The 17,048-nt window shown below is 44.1% G+C and carries 19 protein-coding genes; 4 read left to right on the forward strand and 15 right to left on the reverse strand.

Features of this window, described 5'->3' with window-relative positions:
* Nucleotides 1-423 precede the first annotated feature (423 nt).
* The 4 genes from rpoH to ftsY form a co-directional block, all read right to left on the reverse strand.
* Nucleotides 424-1,281, reverse strand: a complete 858-nt coding sequence (gene rpoH, locus R7040_RS21780; protein ID WP_005378693.1) for an RNA polymerase sigma factor RpoH — start codon at nucleotides 1,279-1,281, stop codon at nucleotides 424-426.
* 176 nt (nucleotides 1,282-1,457) lie between these two features.
* On the reverse strand, nucleotides 1,458-2,426 hold the full coding sequence (ftsX, locus tag R7040_RS21785) for a permease-like cell division protein FtsX (RefSeq protein ID WP_005378695.1): 969 nt from the start codon (nucleotides 2,424-2,426) through the stop codon (nucleotides 1,458-1,460).
* Nucleotides 2,416-3,090 (reverse strand): cell division ATP-binding protein FtsE, encoded by a 675-nt coding sequence (ftsE, locus tag R7040_RS21790; RefSeq protein WP_005378697.1) that lies wholly within the window; start codon nucleotides 3,088-3,090, stop codon nucleotides 2,416-2,418. The genes ftsX and ftsE overlap by 11 nt, the downstream gene beginning before the upstream one ends.
* A gap of 22 nt (nucleotides 3,091-3,112) precedes the next feature.
* Nucleotides 3,113-4,321 carry a signal recognition particle-docking protein FtsY gene (gene ftsY, locus R7040_RS21795; RefSeq protein WP_065645992.1) on the reverse strand — a complete coding sequence of 403 codons (1,209 nt, stop codon included), beginning with the start codon at nucleotides 4,319-4,321 and terminating at the stop codon, nucleotides 3,113-3,115.
* A gap of 230 nt (nucleotides 4,322-4,551) precedes the next feature.
* Between ftsY and rsmD the strand changes: the two genes are divergently transcribed.
* Both rsmD and R7040_RS21805 read left to right on the forward strand, forming a co-directional pair.
* Entirely contained in the window at nucleotides 4,552-5,151 is a 600-nt protein-coding gene (gene rsmD, locus R7040_RS21800) for a 16S rRNA (guanine(966)-N(2))-methyltransferase RsmD (protein ID WP_005378702.1), read from the forward strand.
* Nucleotides 5,152-5,176: 25 nt separating this feature from the next.
* Nucleotides 5,177-5,443: a DUF1145 domain-containing protein gene (locus tag R7040_RS21805; RefSeq protein WP_005378704.1), complete on the forward strand. Its 267-nt coding sequence runs from the start codon at nucleotides 5,177-5,179 to the stop codon at nucleotides 5,441-5,443.
* Nucleotides 5,444-5,499: 56 nt separating this feature from the next.
* Here the strand turns inward: R7040_RS21805 and R7040_RS21810 are convergent, their stop codons facing one another.
* From R7040_RS21810 to R7040_RS21825, 4 genes are all read right to left on the reverse strand, one after another.
* Nucleotides 5,500-6,084 (reverse strand): YhgN family NAAT transporter, encoded by a 585-nt coding sequence (locus R7040_RS21810; RefSeq protein WP_005389671.1) that lies wholly within the window; start codon nucleotides 6,082-6,084, stop codon nucleotides 5,500-5,502.
* Nucleotides 6,085-6,190: 106 nt separating this feature from the next.
* The gene (locus R7040_RS21815) at nucleotides 6,191-6,412 is read right to left on the reverse strand and encodes a YecH family metal-binding protein (RefSeq protein WP_005378711.1); all 222 of its coding nucleotides are present in this window, start codon (nucleotides 6,410-6,412) and stop codon (nucleotides 6,191-6,193) included.
* Nucleotides 6,413-6,481: 69 nt separating this feature from the next.
* Nucleotides 6,482-7,102, reverse strand: coding sequence for a lysoplasmalogenase (locus R7040_RS21820; RefSeq protein WP_005389670.1), 621 nt, complete (start codon nucleotides 7,100-7,102; stop codon nucleotides 6,482-6,484).
* A gap of 1,081 nt (nucleotides 7,103-8,183) precedes the next feature.
* Entirely contained in the window at nucleotides 8,184-8,552 is a 369-nt protein-coding gene (locus tag R7040_RS21825) for a hypothetical protein (RefSeq protein ID WP_005378717.1), read from the reverse strand.
* Between the two features lie 327 nt (nucleotides 8,553-8,879).
* Here R7040_RS21825 and R7040_RS21830 point away from each other — a divergent pair, with 327 nt between their 5' ends.
* On the forward strand, nucleotides 8,880-9,209 hold the full coding sequence (locus tag R7040_RS21830) for a DUF2500 domain-containing protein (protein WP_258626418.1): 330 nt from the start codon (nucleotides 8,880-8,882) through the stop codon (nucleotides 9,207-9,209).
* Here R7040_RS21830 and R7040_RS21835 read toward each other — a convergent pair.
* The 7 genes from R7040_RS21835 to rhtB form a co-directional block, all read right to left on the reverse strand.
* Nucleotides 9,206-10,219 (reverse strand): acyltransferase, encoded by a 1,014-nt coding sequence (locus tag R7040_RS21835; protein WP_017636080.1) that lies wholly within the window; start codon nucleotides 10,217-10,219, stop codon nucleotides 9,206-9,208. The genes R7040_RS21830 and R7040_RS21835 overlap by 4 nt on opposite strands.
* 283 nt (nucleotides 10,220-10,502) lie before the next feature.
* On the reverse strand, nucleotides 10,503-11,720 hold the full coding sequence (gene arsJ / locus R7040_RS21840; protein WP_017636081.1) for an organoarsenical effux MFS transporter ArsJ: 1,218 nt from the start codon (nucleotides 11,718-11,720) through the stop codon (nucleotides 10,503-10,505).
* Nucleotides 11,721-11,974: 254 nt separating this feature from the next.
* The gene (locus tag R7040_RS21845; RefSeq protein WP_005383629.1) at nucleotides 11,975-12,469 is read right to left on the reverse strand and encodes a cyclin-dependent kinase inhibitor 3 family protein; all 495 of its coding nucleotides are present in this window, start codon (nucleotides 12,467-12,469) and stop codon (nucleotides 11,975-11,977) included.
* Between the two features lie 13 nt (nucleotides 12,470-12,482).
* Nucleotides 12,483-13,484, reverse strand: a complete 1,002-nt coding sequence (locus R7040_RS21850; RefSeq protein WP_005383630.1) for an ArsJ-associated glyceraldehyde-3-phosphate dehydrogenase — start codon at nucleotides 13,482-13,484, stop codon at nucleotides 12,483-12,485.
* Between the two features lie 42 nt (nucleotides 13,485-13,526).
* Nucleotides 13,527-13,862 (reverse strand): metalloregulator ArsR/SmtB family transcription factor, encoded by a 336-nt coding sequence (locus R7040_RS21855; protein ID WP_005378730.1) that lies wholly within the window; start codon nucleotides 13,860-13,862, stop codon nucleotides 13,527-13,529.
* A 154-nt stretch (nucleotides 13,863-14,016) separates the two neighbouring features.
* Nucleotides 14,017-15,240, reverse strand: a complete 1,224-nt coding sequence (locus tag R7040_RS21860) for an EAL and HDOD domain-containing protein (protein ID WP_005378731.1) — start codon at nucleotides 15,238-15,240, stop codon at nucleotides 14,017-14,019.
* A 24-nt stretch (nucleotides 15,241-15,264) separates the two neighbouring features.
* The gene (rhtB, locus tag R7040_RS21865; protein WP_005378732.1) at nucleotides 15,265-15,882 is read right to left on the reverse strand and encodes a homoserine/homoserine lactone efflux protein; all 618 of its coding nucleotides are present in this window, start codon (nucleotides 15,880-15,882) and stop codon (nucleotides 15,265-15,267) included.
* 65 nt (nucleotides 15,883-15,947) lie between these two features.
* On the opposite strand from rhtB, the gene R7040_RS21870 reads away from it, so the two are divergent.
* Complete coding sequence (locus R7040_RS21870) at nucleotides 15,948-16,958, forward strand: alpha/beta fold hydrolase (RefSeq protein WP_005378733.1); 1,011 nt, start codon at nucleotides 15,948-15,950, stop codon at nucleotides 16,956-16,958.
* Nucleotides 16,959-17,048: the final 90 nt, after the last annotated feature.

A 17,048-nucleotide genomic window follows, 5' to 3' on the forward strand; every position in this document is an offset into this window, starting at 1 on the left:
ACAGCATAAAATCCATATTTGAAGCTGCTTGGGTATACTGCCGCTATTGTAACCTATCCAACGGCAAACTTAGACACATGGATAATCAGGGTTTTCAAAAGTGTACACATTCCAACCATTTGTGGATAAAGCTGTGAATTGCGTTGATAAAGTGTATTTGGATCTTTTGATCCACAATATGTAGTGATGATCCTGATCTAACTGTGTGTATATCTATAACTATCCCCAGATGGAAAAGTGCTTGAATCCCTTATTTTGTCCGGGTTTCGAACAGTTGATAAATAATTACTTCACAGAGTTATACACAGGTAGCACATAAAATCCGGATCGCAAACGCTATCGATTTTCGATCGACAATAAAAAAGCCGAGATCACATGATCTCGGCTTTCTATGAAAATCTTACTTTCAATTAGCAGTGGAAATTAAAATTCACCCACAGCCAATTTTAGTTTCTTCATTGCATTTTTTTCTAGCTGGCGAATACGCTCGGCAGAAACACCGAACTCATCAGCTAAGTCTTGCAATGTTGCTTTCTCATCATCTAACCAACGAGAACGCACGATGCGCTGACTACGCTCATCCAAACTCGCTAATGCATGACCCAAGCGATTGTTGGTATGCATTTCCCAGTTGGCGGCTTCAATGTTGTCGGCCACATCAGACGATTTGTCTTCTAGGTATAGCATCGGCGCTGTGTAAGCGTTTGAGCTGTCGTCTTCATCAGTTGGCATATCAAAGGTTGAATCCACCGCCGCTAAGCGTGATTCCATCTCGCGAACTTCAGAAGGCTCAACACCTAACTCGCGCGCAACGGTTTCCACTTCACCGTTGTTAAACCAACCCAAGCGCTTTTTCGACTTACGCAGGTTGAAGAACAATTTACGTTGCGCTTTAGTGGTCGCAATTTTCACGATACGCCAGTTACGTAGCACGTATTCGTGGATCTCTGCTTTGATCCAGTGGACAGCAAAAGAAACCAAGCGAACCCCTACTTCTGGGTTAAAACGCTTAACGGCTTTCATTAGACCGATGTTACCCTCTTGCACAAGATCCGCCATTGGCAAACCGTAGCCAGAGTAACCACGAGCAACGTGAACAACGAATCGTAGGTGCGAAAGAATTAGACCTTTTGCAGCCTCAATCTCACCTTTATAGTGTAATCGTTCTGCCAGCTCACGCTCTTCGTCTGCAGTCAGCATTGGGTAGCTGTTTACTGAGCGAATATAGCTATCAAGGCTATCTTGCGTGACTAGAGCCATCGGATACGCTTCTTTTGTCATTCAATTCCTCATCAATCTCTGATCTGGAGCATTACATTGCAATTTAGCTTCGATATCTTGAACTCAAAATGAACAAGTTTCAAGAAGGGGAAGCAATTATCCATAAACATTTGGTCTAAGCAAGGGTTCAAAATTAGCTAGTGCTAATGAAATCCAAGTAATAAGACCGCCATCACTTAAACTGGTTCAATTTCTTTTAAATGTCGTTGCGCAGAAAAGCGCGCCGCAATACATCCCAAAAGACTCCCAATGATGATTAGTAACAAAGATTCATCCCAACTTAGACCAATCAGGCGGAACTGGCTATCGTACAACGCAGCAAGGTCTTCCACCGCACTATTCATGACAATGGTCACTAAAGCCGTTACCAACCACGCAATAGTGGCACCTAACACGCCAAACCACATACCTGTGTACAAGTAAGGGCGCAGAATGAAACTGTCCGTCGCACCGATCAGTTTCATGGTTTGAATCTCTTCTTTATTCGCCAGCACATTAAATCGCAATGTATTGCCAACGATTAAAAATACCGCACCGAGCATCAGCACTGTCAGGGTAATGACAATAATACTCGCGAGAGTTTTGATGGCATCAAGACGCGCTAGCCAGTCTTCGTCAAGTCTCACGTCGGTCACATCTTGTTGCTCTCGAACGTCTTTGGCTAATGACTGAATATCACTTTTTAGCTCCGAATCTGGCGTAATCACCAACACACCAGGTAGCGCATAGCCACTTAAGAGGCTGATAGCTTGGTCGAACCCTGCATATTGGCTTAAATCAGATAGACCTTGTTGCGGTGAAATATACTCTACCTCTTTTACCAAAGGCCAAGTTTCAATTTGATCTTTGAGAACCATCACTCGCGCATCCGGCATACCTTCAACTAAGTAAGCACTAACTTGTGAAGGAGAAGCGACATCTTCCGCTGCCCCCGCAACGTTTTTCCCCAATAGATACAAACAAGCTGGCATGGCAAGTGCCATGGAGATGACCGCTAGAGTCAGAATGTTGCCTAGTGGTCGTTGCCATAAGGCGCTAAAAGAGGATTTAGCTTGTTTTGCGTGGACAGAGAAAAAACCATCGGTATTCGCACGCTTGGCACTGCGGCCTTTCCCCTTCTTTTGGGAGTGCTTGTTACCTGCCATAGTCTTCTACCTCACTTAGGAAGCCTTGGTTCAATTCAAAATGACGATACTGTGGGCGAGTGTTTACTAACCCCACATCGTGCGTGGCAAGTAGGATAGTCACGCCCGCACGGTTAAATTCTTCGAATAGACGCAACACACGGTTGGATAATTCTGGGTCAAGGTTACCCGTAGGCTCATCAGCCACCAGCAACGTTGGTCGATTAACCACAGCACGGGCAATACCGACGCGCTGTTGCTCACCACCAGAAAGTTGACTAGGTAGACAACGAGCTTTATCGAGTAAGCCCGTTTTATCTAACGCCGCAGAAACACGGCGTTTGATTTCGTTTTCAGAAATCGATTCGATACGCATTGGCAGAGCGACATTGTCGTACACACTGCGATCCATCAATAGGCGATGATCTTGAAAAACAATCCCAATATTGCGGCGCAAAAAAGGGATGTCTTTGCCTGGAATACGCGTGATGTCGTGGCCATTAAAATGGATTTTGCCATCGGTTGGTCGCTCTATCGCGCAGATCAATTTCAGCAAGGTACTTTTACCAGCCCCGGAATGTCCACCTAAAAACGCCATTTCACCGCGCCTCAGGTGAAAATCGACTTTTTGCAGTGCTTGTCGACCACCTCGGTAAGCTTTGCTTACTTGCTGAAATTTGATCACCGTTGATTTCCTCTAACTCTTTTTATTCTTCACGACTAAACAGTGCGTCAATAAACTCTTGAGTTTCAAATGGACGCAAGTCTTCGATACCTTCACCCACACCAATGTAACGAATTGGAATACCGAACTGATCAGCAATAGCGAAAATTACGCCGCCCTTGGCTGTACCATCCAGCTTAGTCAAAGTAATCCCGGTTAGAGGGGCAACATCACTGAAAAGTTTCGCTTGGCTAATGGCATTTTGTCCTGTACCTGCGTCAAGCGTTAGCATGATCTCATGTGGTGCAGAGTCATCAATTTTCTTCATCACACGTACAATCTTACGCAGCTCTTCCATTAGGTTCGCTTTGTTCTGTAGACGACCTGCTGTATCAGCAATCACCACATCCACACCACGTGCTTTTGCCGCTTCAATCGCATCATAGATAACAGAGGCACTGTCTGCGCCAGTATGTTGAGCAATCACAGGAACATTATTACGTTCACCCCATACTTGTAGCTGCTCAACCGCTGCGGCACGGAAAGTATCTCCCGCTGCAAGCATCACTTTTTTGCCTTGAGTTTGGAACTGCTTCGCTAGCTTACCGATGGTCGTGGTTTTACCCACGCCATTTACACCCACCATCAAGATGACGTAAGGCGTTTTGTTGCTATCGATTTCTAGTGGCTGTTCGACTTTAGAAAGAATCTCAGCCATTTCTTCTTTCAACAAACCATAAAGGGCTTCGCCGTCTTTCAGATCGCCACGTGTGGCTTTTTCTGTCAGGTTGTTGATAATTTTTGTTGTGGTATTCATGCCCACATCAGCAATAAGCAGTTGCTCTTCTAGCTCTTCAAATAAGTCTTCATCGATTTTCTTACCGCTGAACAGACCGAAGAAGCCAGCACCAATATTTGCTTTTGTTCGGCTTAGGCTGCGTTTAAGACGAGCAAAAAAGCTTTCTGTTGGCTTTTCTTGTTCTTGAACACGAGGCGCGGCCGATACGACTTCTGGCTCCTCTGCTTCTGCTTCTGCTTCTGCTTCTGCTGGGGCAGCCTCTGATTGTTTCTCTTCTTCTTCAAGTTCTGGCGTTGCTTCCGCTTGCTCAGCAACCGCTTCGGTTTGCTGCTCTTCAGAAGGCGCTTCCACTGCTTCTTCTTTTACTGTTTCTTCAGTTTTTGGTTTTGGGCTTTGTTCTTCGTCACCAAAACCTAGCCACGAAAGTAATCCGCGCTTCTTTTTTTCCGTCATCTGGGGCTATCCTAGATTGTTCTTTTATCTATTAATGACTCTTTTTTGACAAGATTATTATCTGTCTAAAAAAGGCTAATGACAAAGTTCTGAAAACTTTCCGATTAGGTAATTCTAATCTTATTAGTGTTACACTCTGTCATCTTGAATATTCTGGGCTGTATCCAAGCTCCAAGCTCATTGCTTGGGCGATTAGATATAGTATCACTTTATTAGCGGTCAAAAAATCTATGGTAAGACGTCGCCAGCAAAACTCATCACAAAAAAAGCCAACAACGGGCTTTGTTCGCATTATTAGTGGCTTATGGAGAGGCAGAAAACTTCCTGTACACGATGCTGAAGGCTTACGCCCCACGACCGATCGCGTCAAAGAAACGCTGTTTAACTGGTTAGCTCAAGATGTACCACAGGCAAAATGTCTCGACTTGTTTGCTGGCTCTGGCGGCTTGGGATTTGAGTCAGCTTCGCGCCAAGCAGAGCAAGTGACCATGGTTGAGCTAAACCCACAAGCTTTCCAACAGTTACAAAAGAATGTTGCCTCTCTTAACGCGAACAACATCCAAGTGGTAAATACCGACGCACTGAGTTTTTTGAAGCAACCGGGTTCTGCTCACCATGTGGTGTTTATTGACCCACCGTTTCGCAAAGGTCTATTGGATGAGACCGTGGCTCTGCTAGAACAAAATGGCTGGCTCGCGGAAGATGCGATGATTTATATTGAAACAGAAAAAGAACTCAATATTGCCGACTTACCAGAAAACTGGCAATTACATCGAGAAAAAACAGCAGGCCAAGTGAGCTATCGTCTGTACGAACGTACCTCCGCATAACGCCTCGATTTAAAAGGATACTTAAATGAAAGCACTAATTATGCTGGCCAAAGCGGCTATCGCCTTTGTTTGGTTAGTATTAATCCTAAATATTTTTATGCCCTTCCCCGGCAATGCCGCGATTGCGCTTTACATCATGACCGCTTTTTTGTTCATCATGCACGGTTTACAAATGGCCATCTTCATTGGTGCATTTGGCGACAAAATAAAAATGAGCAGTTGGGAAAAATATTCAATCCTGATTTTTGGTATTTTTGCCCTACTCGATATTCGTCGTAAACACATGATGTAATCGCTCAGATACGAAAAAGCCGCTCTTGTGAGCGGCTTTTTTCTGCGTTTCGTTCGTCACCCAATGTAACTTTTTACACCATCTAAGAACATTTGAGTGGAGATCATCACCAGTAACAAGCCCATTAAGCGTTCTACCGCCTTCAAGCCACGTTCACCCAACAAGCGATTAAAGAAGCCATAAAACATCAGTATAAAAAATGTTGCGCCCCACGCAATTACGACTGATGCTGACATTTCCAACATTTTCTCTGGATGTTGCGAAGACAGTAAAAGCAAGGCTGCAATCACTGAAGGGCCCGCGATCATAGGAATGGCCATCGGAACAATAAAGGGCTCCTCGCCTGCTGCCAGTCCAGTGATGCTGCCAGCACTCGGGAAAATCATCTTAATCGCAATAATGAAGAGAATAATGCCACCTGAAATGCTGAGCGTTTCTGGCTGGACATGCAAAAAACTTAAGATGCTTTGTCCTGCAAACAGAAACAGCATCAAGATCAGTAAGGCAAACAGTAGTTCACGAATCAATACCTTACGACGACGCTTGGGATCGATATGTTTGAGAATAGACAACACAATCGGCAAGTTACCGAGGGGGTCCATGATTAGAAACAGCATGGTCGCTGCAGAAAGAATGTCCATATTCTGGCCTCACCTAAAAAATGGCGGCCAGTGTATAGCAAACTGACAACATGAGTATATGACTGAGGGCGAAAACACCATAGTCACCCTCGATCTTAGCCGCCGTTTAGTGATTGCAAACTCGCGCCATATTGACCACAAACTTACCTTCAAGCTCACGAATTTTGTCGCGCTTGAGCAAAAATGCTAGTAATGCATCTAAGTCTAGATCATTCAGTTTACAGGTGTGAAAGCGAACGCTAGCACCAAAGTGCTGTGTGAGGGCTTCGCGATCCATTGGTGTTTCTCTAAGTAGGTTTAGCAGCTCGTGAGCATGGATTTCACTCATTATTGACTCCAGTTATTAAGAACAATGCGTTCAGTTTACTGAAATCCTCAAGAGCTGCTTTGACTTAAATTAGTAAATGATTGAGGCAACAATGAGGGCATGAGCAAAAAAGTAACTGCCACTCACCCACAAATAGGCGTGTTTCATCGGTTTTCGATAACCGTGTATCGCGTATGCCAGCGCCGAATAGATCAGAACTAAGGTTCCGCTAAAACCGATAGCATTGGCGTAACTCGGCACTTGTAACCAAACTTCACCGGCTGCCCAAGCAAGTTGAACCAGCATCATCCCCATGATCACAACGGGGAATACCAGAGAGTCGAGTTGAGGTAGCAACAAAAAGAACGCCACGATACTCGCTGCAAGCAGCAGGGCCAACAGCCACCAGACAATCTCACCATTAAGCTGCACCCAAAATGACTTGCTGTAGCATACCTGGGCAACCAGATAAGCCGTAAAATAGATTAGCTTACGAGTTTTAAACGAGTGCAGCGTATCTGCCACCATAGACACAATAAGCCCACCCGCAATCCAGTAGGTATATGTTGCGGATGCACCTTGAGTTAACACCAACACAAGAAGAAGTAGCAGAGTAAAGATTTTAAACACGAGGGATTGTGTCGGGTTAGCTTGCTTTGCTCCCAACACGGAATACACACCTGATAGCCCTATCGCCAGCCAACTCCACATGCAGTATACACCTTTTACTTAAACTCGCCGCTAGTCTAGGTAGACCAGTTTTGATGTAAAGACACAATCTACGAAAGTTGGATCTCGCTAGCGATTCGAAACATTTTGTAACCCTCAGCCTACGTAATAATAAAGCCGATGAGCCTGAATGATGCCACTAAACATTGGGGCCAAGCTTTGCTCATCAGCCGAACCCATCAAATCACACGACACAATAACCAACGCTTTCTAAAACTATTTAACTGAAAAACAGATAAGTGCTCCAGGTAAGCCGCCATTTCACAAACTGACGATTAAACCACCAGGATGTATGTAATGCAGGCAACAAGAATAAATAACAGACACAAAATAGAAAATAGTCTTAGTAGCGCTCTAAGAGAGGAGAAACCACTGATGACTAGGGGTAAAAACTAAGAAAACCGACCTTAATTCAGTAAAAAAAACATCAGACAAGAAAAGTAAGTCAATGATAAATAAAACCATAATTTCAATAACAGATAAAAGTGCGGACTTCATAAACCATAAAATCACTAAACACTTTTGAAGCCCATATTTTCTCATAAGGTAAGAAAATCTCACTCCATGCTTTCGATTTGACGATGTAACCTCATAGCACATTTTTTAATTTTCTCAATTTTTGAGAAATACAGACAAAATAAAGACCCAACATACCACTCGAAACAAAAAACAATTACAAAGCCAACATCACAAACCATTTAACATTATAAAATCATACACTTAAAACAAAAAAGGATAGAAATAAAACAATGTGAACACTTTAAACACAGCACAAAAAACATAGTTTCATTAGTCAGAATCATGTAAAACCAGACAAGTTAAGTGTGGTTTTTGAAAAGATTAACGAGCATATGTTGATCAAACCCCAAAAACAGTGCTATATTAAATTCATCGAGTTCATCAAAGATTAAGGGGTAGTGTTATGATTTCATCTTCTCAAAAACAAGGGCTGGTTATGATTGCAGTGGTTGTGGGTTTAATGACACTGCCAATGATGTACTAACCCAATGATTTAAAATAAAAAAGGACGCAAATGCGTCCTTTTTTATTTATCTGTATAGCTCTACTGAATGTGCTTAGACAAAATATCCCAGTGCATATAGTAGAAACCAAGAGCGGCCAGCGTAATCAACGTCATTAGCAAAATTGCTGTACGCCAAATAAAGCGAGAGCTTCTTGGTGTCAGCTCTTTTTCACAAGCATCACATGCCGCCATAAAGCCTTTACGATCATCCAGCTTGTAATCGTCTTCGTGCACCACTTTGTTACGCACGGTTGCGATGAATCGAAGCTTTGCTATCACGTCATGCGGTAAACGTTCTTCACAACTATTAATAAGTTGGTGCAACCCTTTCCCTTCTGCATGGTACTGAGTACGCAAAAGTTTTTCGATCGTTCGGGTACGCATGACTACTTTTTCAATATCTGACATCGTAACCCTCCTTACCAGACCCTTCCTATGTTCATTATTTTTATTCTTCTATAAATTTAGAGCTTTTTCGAGCCGTTAAGTGCAATTTTACTTTCAATTTGTGCCCTTGAGCTCATATAGCCTAACAAGTGAAAGCCGCTTCGTTCAGCTTTAGTGACTTCGCTTGCAGATGAAGCGACGATTTCATCGTGCATCATTAAGATAAATCGTGAAGTGCGCCGAATAATCTCCATATCCCTTTCATTAGATTATGAATAAGCTATCTCAACTCATCGTTTCGTCAGCGAGTTCTGTAGAATGGGACCCGATAAAACATTGGAGGTTAATATGCCAATCTCACTTATTGTCGCCCTATTCGCCCTTATTGCCTTGGGCGCGTGGGTGTTTTTCCGTTTTTATAGTAAGCACTATGTGGGCGAAGACGCTCCAGAGCAAAGCGCGCAGGTAACGGTTTTAGATAAACAAGCGATAGACATACCAAACGCACCACCAGGTCAAGACGATCAAGAGTATTGGATTTGCGTTCAACGTGGTTCTATCGGTCCAAAGCGTGAATTCCAAATTGGAGTGCATTACTACCATGCACTCAACCCTGGAGATAAGGGAACACTGACCTATCGCGGCAACAAGTTCCTTCACTTCGCTATCAAACGTTAAGGCAGTAACCAACGAGTCTTGGCAGAACGAGAAAAGAGATAGCTCATCGCCAAGGCTCCAGCTCCACTTAGAACGATCCAGACTGGAATCACCCACGCAGGATGTCCTGTGTACCAACCGAACTCTTTCATCGGCCATAAGAAAATAGGGTGAAGTAAGTAAATCCCTAAGCTGTGCTGACTGATCACACTAACCACTTTTTGTACTTTTGGTGATAAGCCTTCACCAAAGTAACGCCCGATCATAAAAATCATCGAAGCCGCTAGAATCACATTCAGTGTTTTATAAGAGAGCCAGCGCCCAACCGTATACTTCTCCGCCTCTAAGCTATTTGTCACAACCATCGTAAAGGTCACTGCCAACGCCACGAGTCCTAGCCCAACAAATAAGGTCACCATAGAGCGATTCAAAGGTACCTTTTGAAATAAAACATACCCCAGTGGAAGGTAACCCATATAAAGCCACATCTGATTACTCCAAGGGCCATCAATCTTGAACAAGAACAGAGTGCTGGTGAAAAGCCAAAATGCGAGATAGGTATACAAGACGTTGTCATCCACGTTGCGTACCATCCATTGAAACAGCGGAATCACAAAATACAGTGGTATAAAGTAATAGAAAAAGCCGAGATGGTAATACGTTGCGTGGAATGGGCTATTGCTTAATACCTCTTTTACGGTTTCAAAATCAAAGCCTTGAGAAGTCCAACCTGAAAGGTATGCATAAAACATCGACCAAATAAGAAATGGAACTAAAACTTTGCCCAAACGCCTTTTGATATAATACTTACCGTCAAATGGTCGAGTGTCACTGAGCATTAGCGCTCCGGTGATCAAAATAAAAACTGGCACTGCCCAGCGGGTTACGCTATTCACGCCTACCGCTGTCAGCCATTGGTCAAATGGAATCACTCCTAACTCATTTCGATACGGTGCCAAAACGTGAATGGCGATCACTGCTACCGCTGCGAAGCAGCGCAATAAATCAAAAAACAGAACCCTTTCTCTCATACCTTTCCCTACTTTGAGTCGCTTATCGTTTATAGCATAGGGTAAATCTCAACCAGTGAAATAGTTAACAATCTGTTTTTGCTTATTTTTAACTCAACAATGACCTACAACGGGGATTTCATCACCACTCTAATCACTTAACGAGAACCAAAAACCAAGCATCAGTATTCACTCTCGATGCCAAACCGACACAATCTGATTACAGCAAACGGCGCATAAGAAACAAAAATGGCTCCGATTTGGAGCCATTTATACCATCTACAGATAGCGATACTGGGGATAGTTACGCAGTAGCAACATCAGCTTTTGGCAACTTAATTGAAATCAGCGTCGTCAGTGCCAAGAAAGCAAAAGAAACCCATAAGCACGCTGCAAGACCAGCCTCTTGGTAGATCCAACCCGATAATACCGTGCCAATCAAGCGTCCCATCGCATTGGCCATGTAGTAAAAACCAACATCCAACGAGACGCCATCGCCTTTAGCGTAGCTCACTATCAAGTACGAGTGCAGCGAAGAGTTAATGGCAAACACAGCGCCAAAAATCATCAAACCTACCACAATCACCAATTCAGGCTGCCAACCGATTTGCACACCATAAGCAATACCAGCCGTAATTAACGCTAGGACTCCTGCCCACACCAATGCTGCACTACCATCAGGCACACGACCTTGCGCTTTGCCAGTAATACGCGGCGCAAAGCCTTGCACAAACCCATAAGCAATGACCCACGTAGCGAGAAAGCTACCAACCCACAAGTGATCCCAGCCAAACACGCTACCAAGATAAATAGGCAGAGCAACGACAAACCACACATCACGAGCACCAAACAAGAACATGCGTGCTGCGGATAAAATGTTTATCGATTCAGACTTGGAGAATATTTGGCGAAACTTAGGTTTACTCTTTGCTTTACCCATGTCCGCTTCTAGCCAGATCATGCTGCAAACAAACACTAATGTAAGTACACCCGCCATAATAAACATCGAGTTTTGAAAACCCACCCAAGACAGCAGCAAGCCACCAACAAAAAAGCCCGCTCCTTTGAGTGCATTCTTCGAGCCAGTCAAAATCGCTACCCATTTGTAGAGCGCACCTTGCTGTTCGTCTGGTACTAGCGTTTTAATCGCGCTCTTAGCACTCATTTTGTTCAGATCTTTGGCAATCCCCGACAGAGCTTGCGCTGCCATCACCCAAGGAATGGTCAGCCATGCATTTGGTACTGCGAGCATCAGCAACGCAAACACTTGCATCGCTAAACCAATGTTCATGGTTTTATTTAGGCCTAACCTTGCGCCCAACCAACCACCAACCAGGTTTGTCACCACACCAAAAAATTCATAGAAAAGAAACAGTGAGGCAATAGCTAACGTGGAATAACCTAAGTCATGAAAATAGAGCACCACCAGCATACGCAGTGCGCCATCGGTCACCGTAAAGTTCCAATAGTTAAACGTCACTAACATGTACTGACGAATACTTTTGCTTAATTGAGAAATCATATTGACCTCATATGTACAGCGATAGAAGCATTTAGATCATCATGTTCTAAATACTTCCTAACCTGTACAGCAACATTGACCAATACAATGTTGCTGTGATTTTCAAAAAATGCCCCAACATCAATAAAAAGCAAAATACACCTTAAAAACAATGCATTAGTTAATATTAATGGCTTTTTTTGTAAACAGTCGTATCCTGAAGAAGCTCGAATTTAGCTTTTGGATCATAATGAACCAAAAGCTATTTAAGCTGATCAAGCGTCTTGAGCCACGCGTTCGATGTACTCAACTTGCACAGGTTTTGTAAATGCACCAGGGCGCAATGCCTGCACTTCTCGCACGATATCTTCTAACTGCCATTCCTTTTCTAGGAGTAGGTGAGCAGCGAACAAACCTGTGCGCCCCGAACCACCCATGCAATGCATCGCAACTTTGCCACCTTGAGCAAGAATCGCGTGCAGTTCCGGACTGGCTTGTTGCCACTTCGTCGCAAATTCTTCATTTGGTGCGCAGTCGTCTTCAATCTCGATCTGGAACCATTTCATACCCAGTTGCTGAGTGGCTTCACCCAATGCAGAGACATTCTTCGCGGCTAATTCACTATCATCTAATGCAGTAACGACCGCTTGAACACCCTGCTCTTTCAACTGTTCTAACGACGCATGCAAATCGACACCTTTCGTTCCTGGGCACGGTGTTAAGATTAAAGCACCGGAGTCCAAATCTAATTGCCATGTAGGATGAGACATTGTGGCCCCCTTTTTAAGCCAAACCAACGTTACGAACCAGCTCTGCTGTGCGCGTTGCATAACCCATTTCGTTATCGTACCAAGCGTAAATCTTAACCATACGAGAACCCACAACCATGGTTGATTGCGCATCAACGATGGTTGAACGTTGGTCGCCTTTATAATCGATAGAAACTAAAGGACGCTCTTCGAAGCCAAGGATGCCTTTCAAATCACCTTCAGATGCTTCTTTTAACAGTGCATTCACTTCTTCTGCTGTGGTATCACGCTTCACATCAAAAATGATGTCTGTTAACGATGCGTTTGCTAGAGGTACGCGAACCGCATGACCATTAATTTTGTCTTTTAATTCTGGGAAAATTTCGACAATCGCCTTCGCGCTACCCGTCGTAGTCGGGATAAGGCTCATGCCGCATGCTCTTGCACGGCGTAGATCTTTGTGTGGCGCATCTAAAATAGTTTGCGTATTCGTCAGGTCGTGAATGGTCGTAAAAGAAGATTGTTCGATACCCAATTTCTCATGAATGACTTTAACTACAGGTGCGATACAGTTAGTCGTACACGAAGCTGCTGTCACGATACGATGTTTTTCAGGGTCGAAAATATGGTCGTTCACGCCCACCACAATGTTCGCAATACCTTCTTCTTTCACAGGTGCGCTTACCACGACACGTTTCACGCCTTGCTCTAGGTATTTATTTAGGAATGATGTTTTGCGATGTACGCCTGTCGCTTCAATCACAACATCACAATCAGACCAGTTCACCGCATCGATATCGCGTTGTTGAGTCGTGGCGACACGCTTGCCGTTGATGACGAGCTCACTGCCTTCGACCTGAACTCCATGATGCCAACGACCTTGCACTGAATCGAATTCTAATAAGTGACCAAGCGTAGCTGCGTCACCTGCGACATCGTTGATTAACACAAACTCCAATTCTGGCCAATCAAATGCCGCTCGCAGCGCTAAGCGACCAATTCGGCCAAAGCCATTAATTCCTACTTTAATTGTCATAGTTTTACCCTCTAATCTTCTACCTTGAATCTCTATTCGCTGTTAACAGCAAGCCTCACGACTTTTATCGTGTAAGCGTGTGATGTCGTCTTGGTATTCCTGCTTCAAACAGTTTGATGCCACTAAGTCTTCAATTAACTTTCGCATCCAACCTGGTAATTGCTGTGATAACTCGTAATACACCCATTGCCCTTGGCGTTTATCCACCAAGATGCCACTGGATCGTAACTGAGCAAGATGACGAGAAACTTTCGGCTGGCTCTCTTGTAGAGCAAACGCCAAATCGCCAACGCAAGTTTCACCTTCACGGGCCACGAGCATTAAACAACGTACGCGTGTTTCATCGGATAACAGCTTAAAAAACTGATGTGGAAGCATAATGAACATACCTATATATGGATATGCGTATATGTTTATTTAATTAAGATATATCGTCAAGAGGAAACCGTCCATCGTCATAAAAGTTTCACATCTAACGAACAGCTTGATTGTAAAGAGAGAGATTCAAAGAGATAAAAGATAAGACAAGAAATTATGCAGTCGCGATGCTTTGACTCCAGCGAGCCGCTTCACCTAAGGAGAGCTTCACTTCCTCTAAAGGCAACCCCAATTGCATCGTGATTTTTTCAACCCCTGACCAATCGGCACGCTCGTAGCACTCTTCGAGGGAAATAAGTGCACCATAAACCCCTTTGCGATGTAATAGCGCTTGTTGTACTGAATGACTAAGCGGTAACTGCCTAACTAAAGATTCCACCGAAAGATCCAGCAACGCATCTAGAATCGACAGCAAACCAACCATGAAACCTTGTTCGTTGAGATGAGAGAATGGCTGATAGCGCGACATCAATTGGCAAAATTGAGCTCGTTGCAATGAAAGGTGATACAGCTCTCGAGGCTTGTTACTGGAGATATACGATGCCACAACCAAAGAGACAAACTGCTTAAGGTTATCCTGGCCAAGATAAATCAATGCCTGACGAAAAGAGCTGATTTCGACAGCCAAATTCGGCGCTTGCGTATTTACAAAACGCAATAATTTATACGAAAGCGCGACATCTTGCGTAATGATGGACTCGATACGAGTAAAGTCAGGCTCAGGAGCACAAACTTCACGAAACAGTTGCAATGCCAACACTTGCTCAGGACTGACGTATTTAGTCTGCGAGACGAGTGGCTTGCTAAAAAAATAACCTTGGAAAAATTTAAAGCCAGCCGCTTTCGCTTGCTCAAACTCTTCTGCGGTTTCAACACGTTCTGCTAAAAAGTGGTATTTGACGCGTTTGGCAAGGTGTGTTTTGACCAGTTCACAGGCCTTTTCAAGCCCCATCGCCATAATGTCGAGCTTCACAATATGCACATATGGCAAAAAACGGCGCCATTCTGGTGTTAGGGTGAAGTCATCCAAAGCGATCAAGTAACCTTCTCGATAAAACTCACGAATCGCATCAAGAAGCTCATCCGTAGGTTGGCACGTTTCCAACACTTCGATGACAATTTTGTTTTTCGGCAAACTGCGCGGCAAACGTCGCACCAAGCTTTGATGAGGAAAGTTAATAAAGCATCTAGAAGAGGCAATCACTGGGTTAGTACCCAGCGATAGGAAGTTTTCGACAATCAGTCGGTATGTCGCTCGATTTGAATCAATATGTGAAGGGTATGCGTTACTCTCCCCGTCTCGAAACAACAATTCATAACCCAGCGTCTGTCTTTTTCGGTTAAAGATCGGCTGGCGAGCGACATACGTTGTATTCATGCTAAAGAAGGACCTATAAATGGCTTATGACTTTGCAGCTGCTAATAATGCACCACAACCCATGAACATTGAACCGAATACTTTGTTTATTTTTCCCATGATTTTATCGGAGCGAATAAAGCGTCCCATTTGTGCTGCCAAGCTCGTGTAACCCAACATTACACACGCATCAATCACGACCGTAGTGACGCCAAGCACCAACAGTTGCGTGATTTGGTCTTTTGCCGGGTCAATAAACTGCGGGAACAACGCCACCAGAAAAACAATCGATTTAGGGTTGGTGAGGTTAATTAACACTGCCTTGTACAACAGCGCCGTGCCTGACATCTCGTTGTGGTTTTCAGCTGCGACTAAGCTTGATGTATCGCGCCATTTCTGAATCCCCAACCAAACCAGATAAGCGGCACCAACCCATTTAATGACAGAAAATGCGGTTGCTGACTGCGCGACAAGCGCACCAATACCCGCCCCCACCAGCGCGATGTGGATAACTAAACCAATTTGTAAGCCAATAATGGCACCCAGTGATTTACGGGTACCGTAACTCAAACCATTACTGATTGAGTTCACCGTGCCAGAGCCCGGAGCCAAACTAAAAACGATTGCTGTTACTACATAAGCTAACCAGACATGGGTATCCATTGCATTTCCTCACTAATTCTTCGATGATACATCGCGTAAACAACGTATCTTCAGGTAATCAACTAATGGCGACTAACCATTCACCTTTGACTTATACTCAAGAGACATTATTTGAGCAAGCAATTGGTGGTCCGATCGCAGCACTTTGGCAAACTCGCCAAGAGGGCTTTGTTAAAGGGACTGAGAAAAAGAACATTTACTGGTGCAAGCTAACCAACCCAGAGCATAAAAAAGCCGTGCTCATCGTAAATGGACGCATTGAGTCTTCCTGGAAATACCAAGAGCTGTTTTACGATCTCTACCGCCAAGGTTTCGATGTCTATTCCTTTGACCACCGCGGTCAAGGTTTATCAGATCGTTTATTATCTGACTCAGATATGGGTCACGTCTATGACTTTACTGATTATATTGATGATATGGACATCGTCGTAAAAAAACACGACCTTAGCGAATATCAACAATGCTTCATCATCGCGCACTCTATGGGCGGCGCGATCGCCACACGTTACCTGCAAACTCACCCAGAACACCCTTTTACTGGTTTGATTCTAAGTGCGCCCATGTTTGGCATTAACCTGCCATGGTACCTATCACCAATAGCGATTCCGGTCACACAAATTATGTCAGCGGTATCGACTTTGCCACGCTATGCACCAGGACATCAGGCCTACTTCCCTAAGCCCTTTGAAGATAACCCACTTAGCCAAAGTTACGGCCGCTACCAATGGTTCCGAAACCTATATACGGAAAAACCGGAACTGCAAGTCGGTGGGCCAAGCACTCGCTGGGTTTGGCAAGGGCTCATGGCCGCTAAGCAGTGCTTTTTATTAACTCGCCAAGTCAAAATACCAGTCATCCTAATCCAAGCCGGAAACGATCGGATTGTTAGCAATCTCGCGCAAAAGCGTTTTATTGATAAATTGCGGAAAACCAACCCGCACGCGGAGCTGCTTTCTATCGAAGGCGCACAGCATGAAATCTTGTTCGAGACCGACAAGTATCGTAATCAAGCTCTCGATGCGATTTTCCGCTTTATGAATGACCCTAAATCGCCATCAAACGAACAAGCACAATAAGAACTCTAGGCGACCATTTCACGACTAAGATTAAAGAGGAAATGTCTACACATCGATTTACCCTCTTTTTCATCCTCATTTTGGCGTACA

It is taken from the genome of Vibrio sp. 1069, from assembly GCF_033340555.1.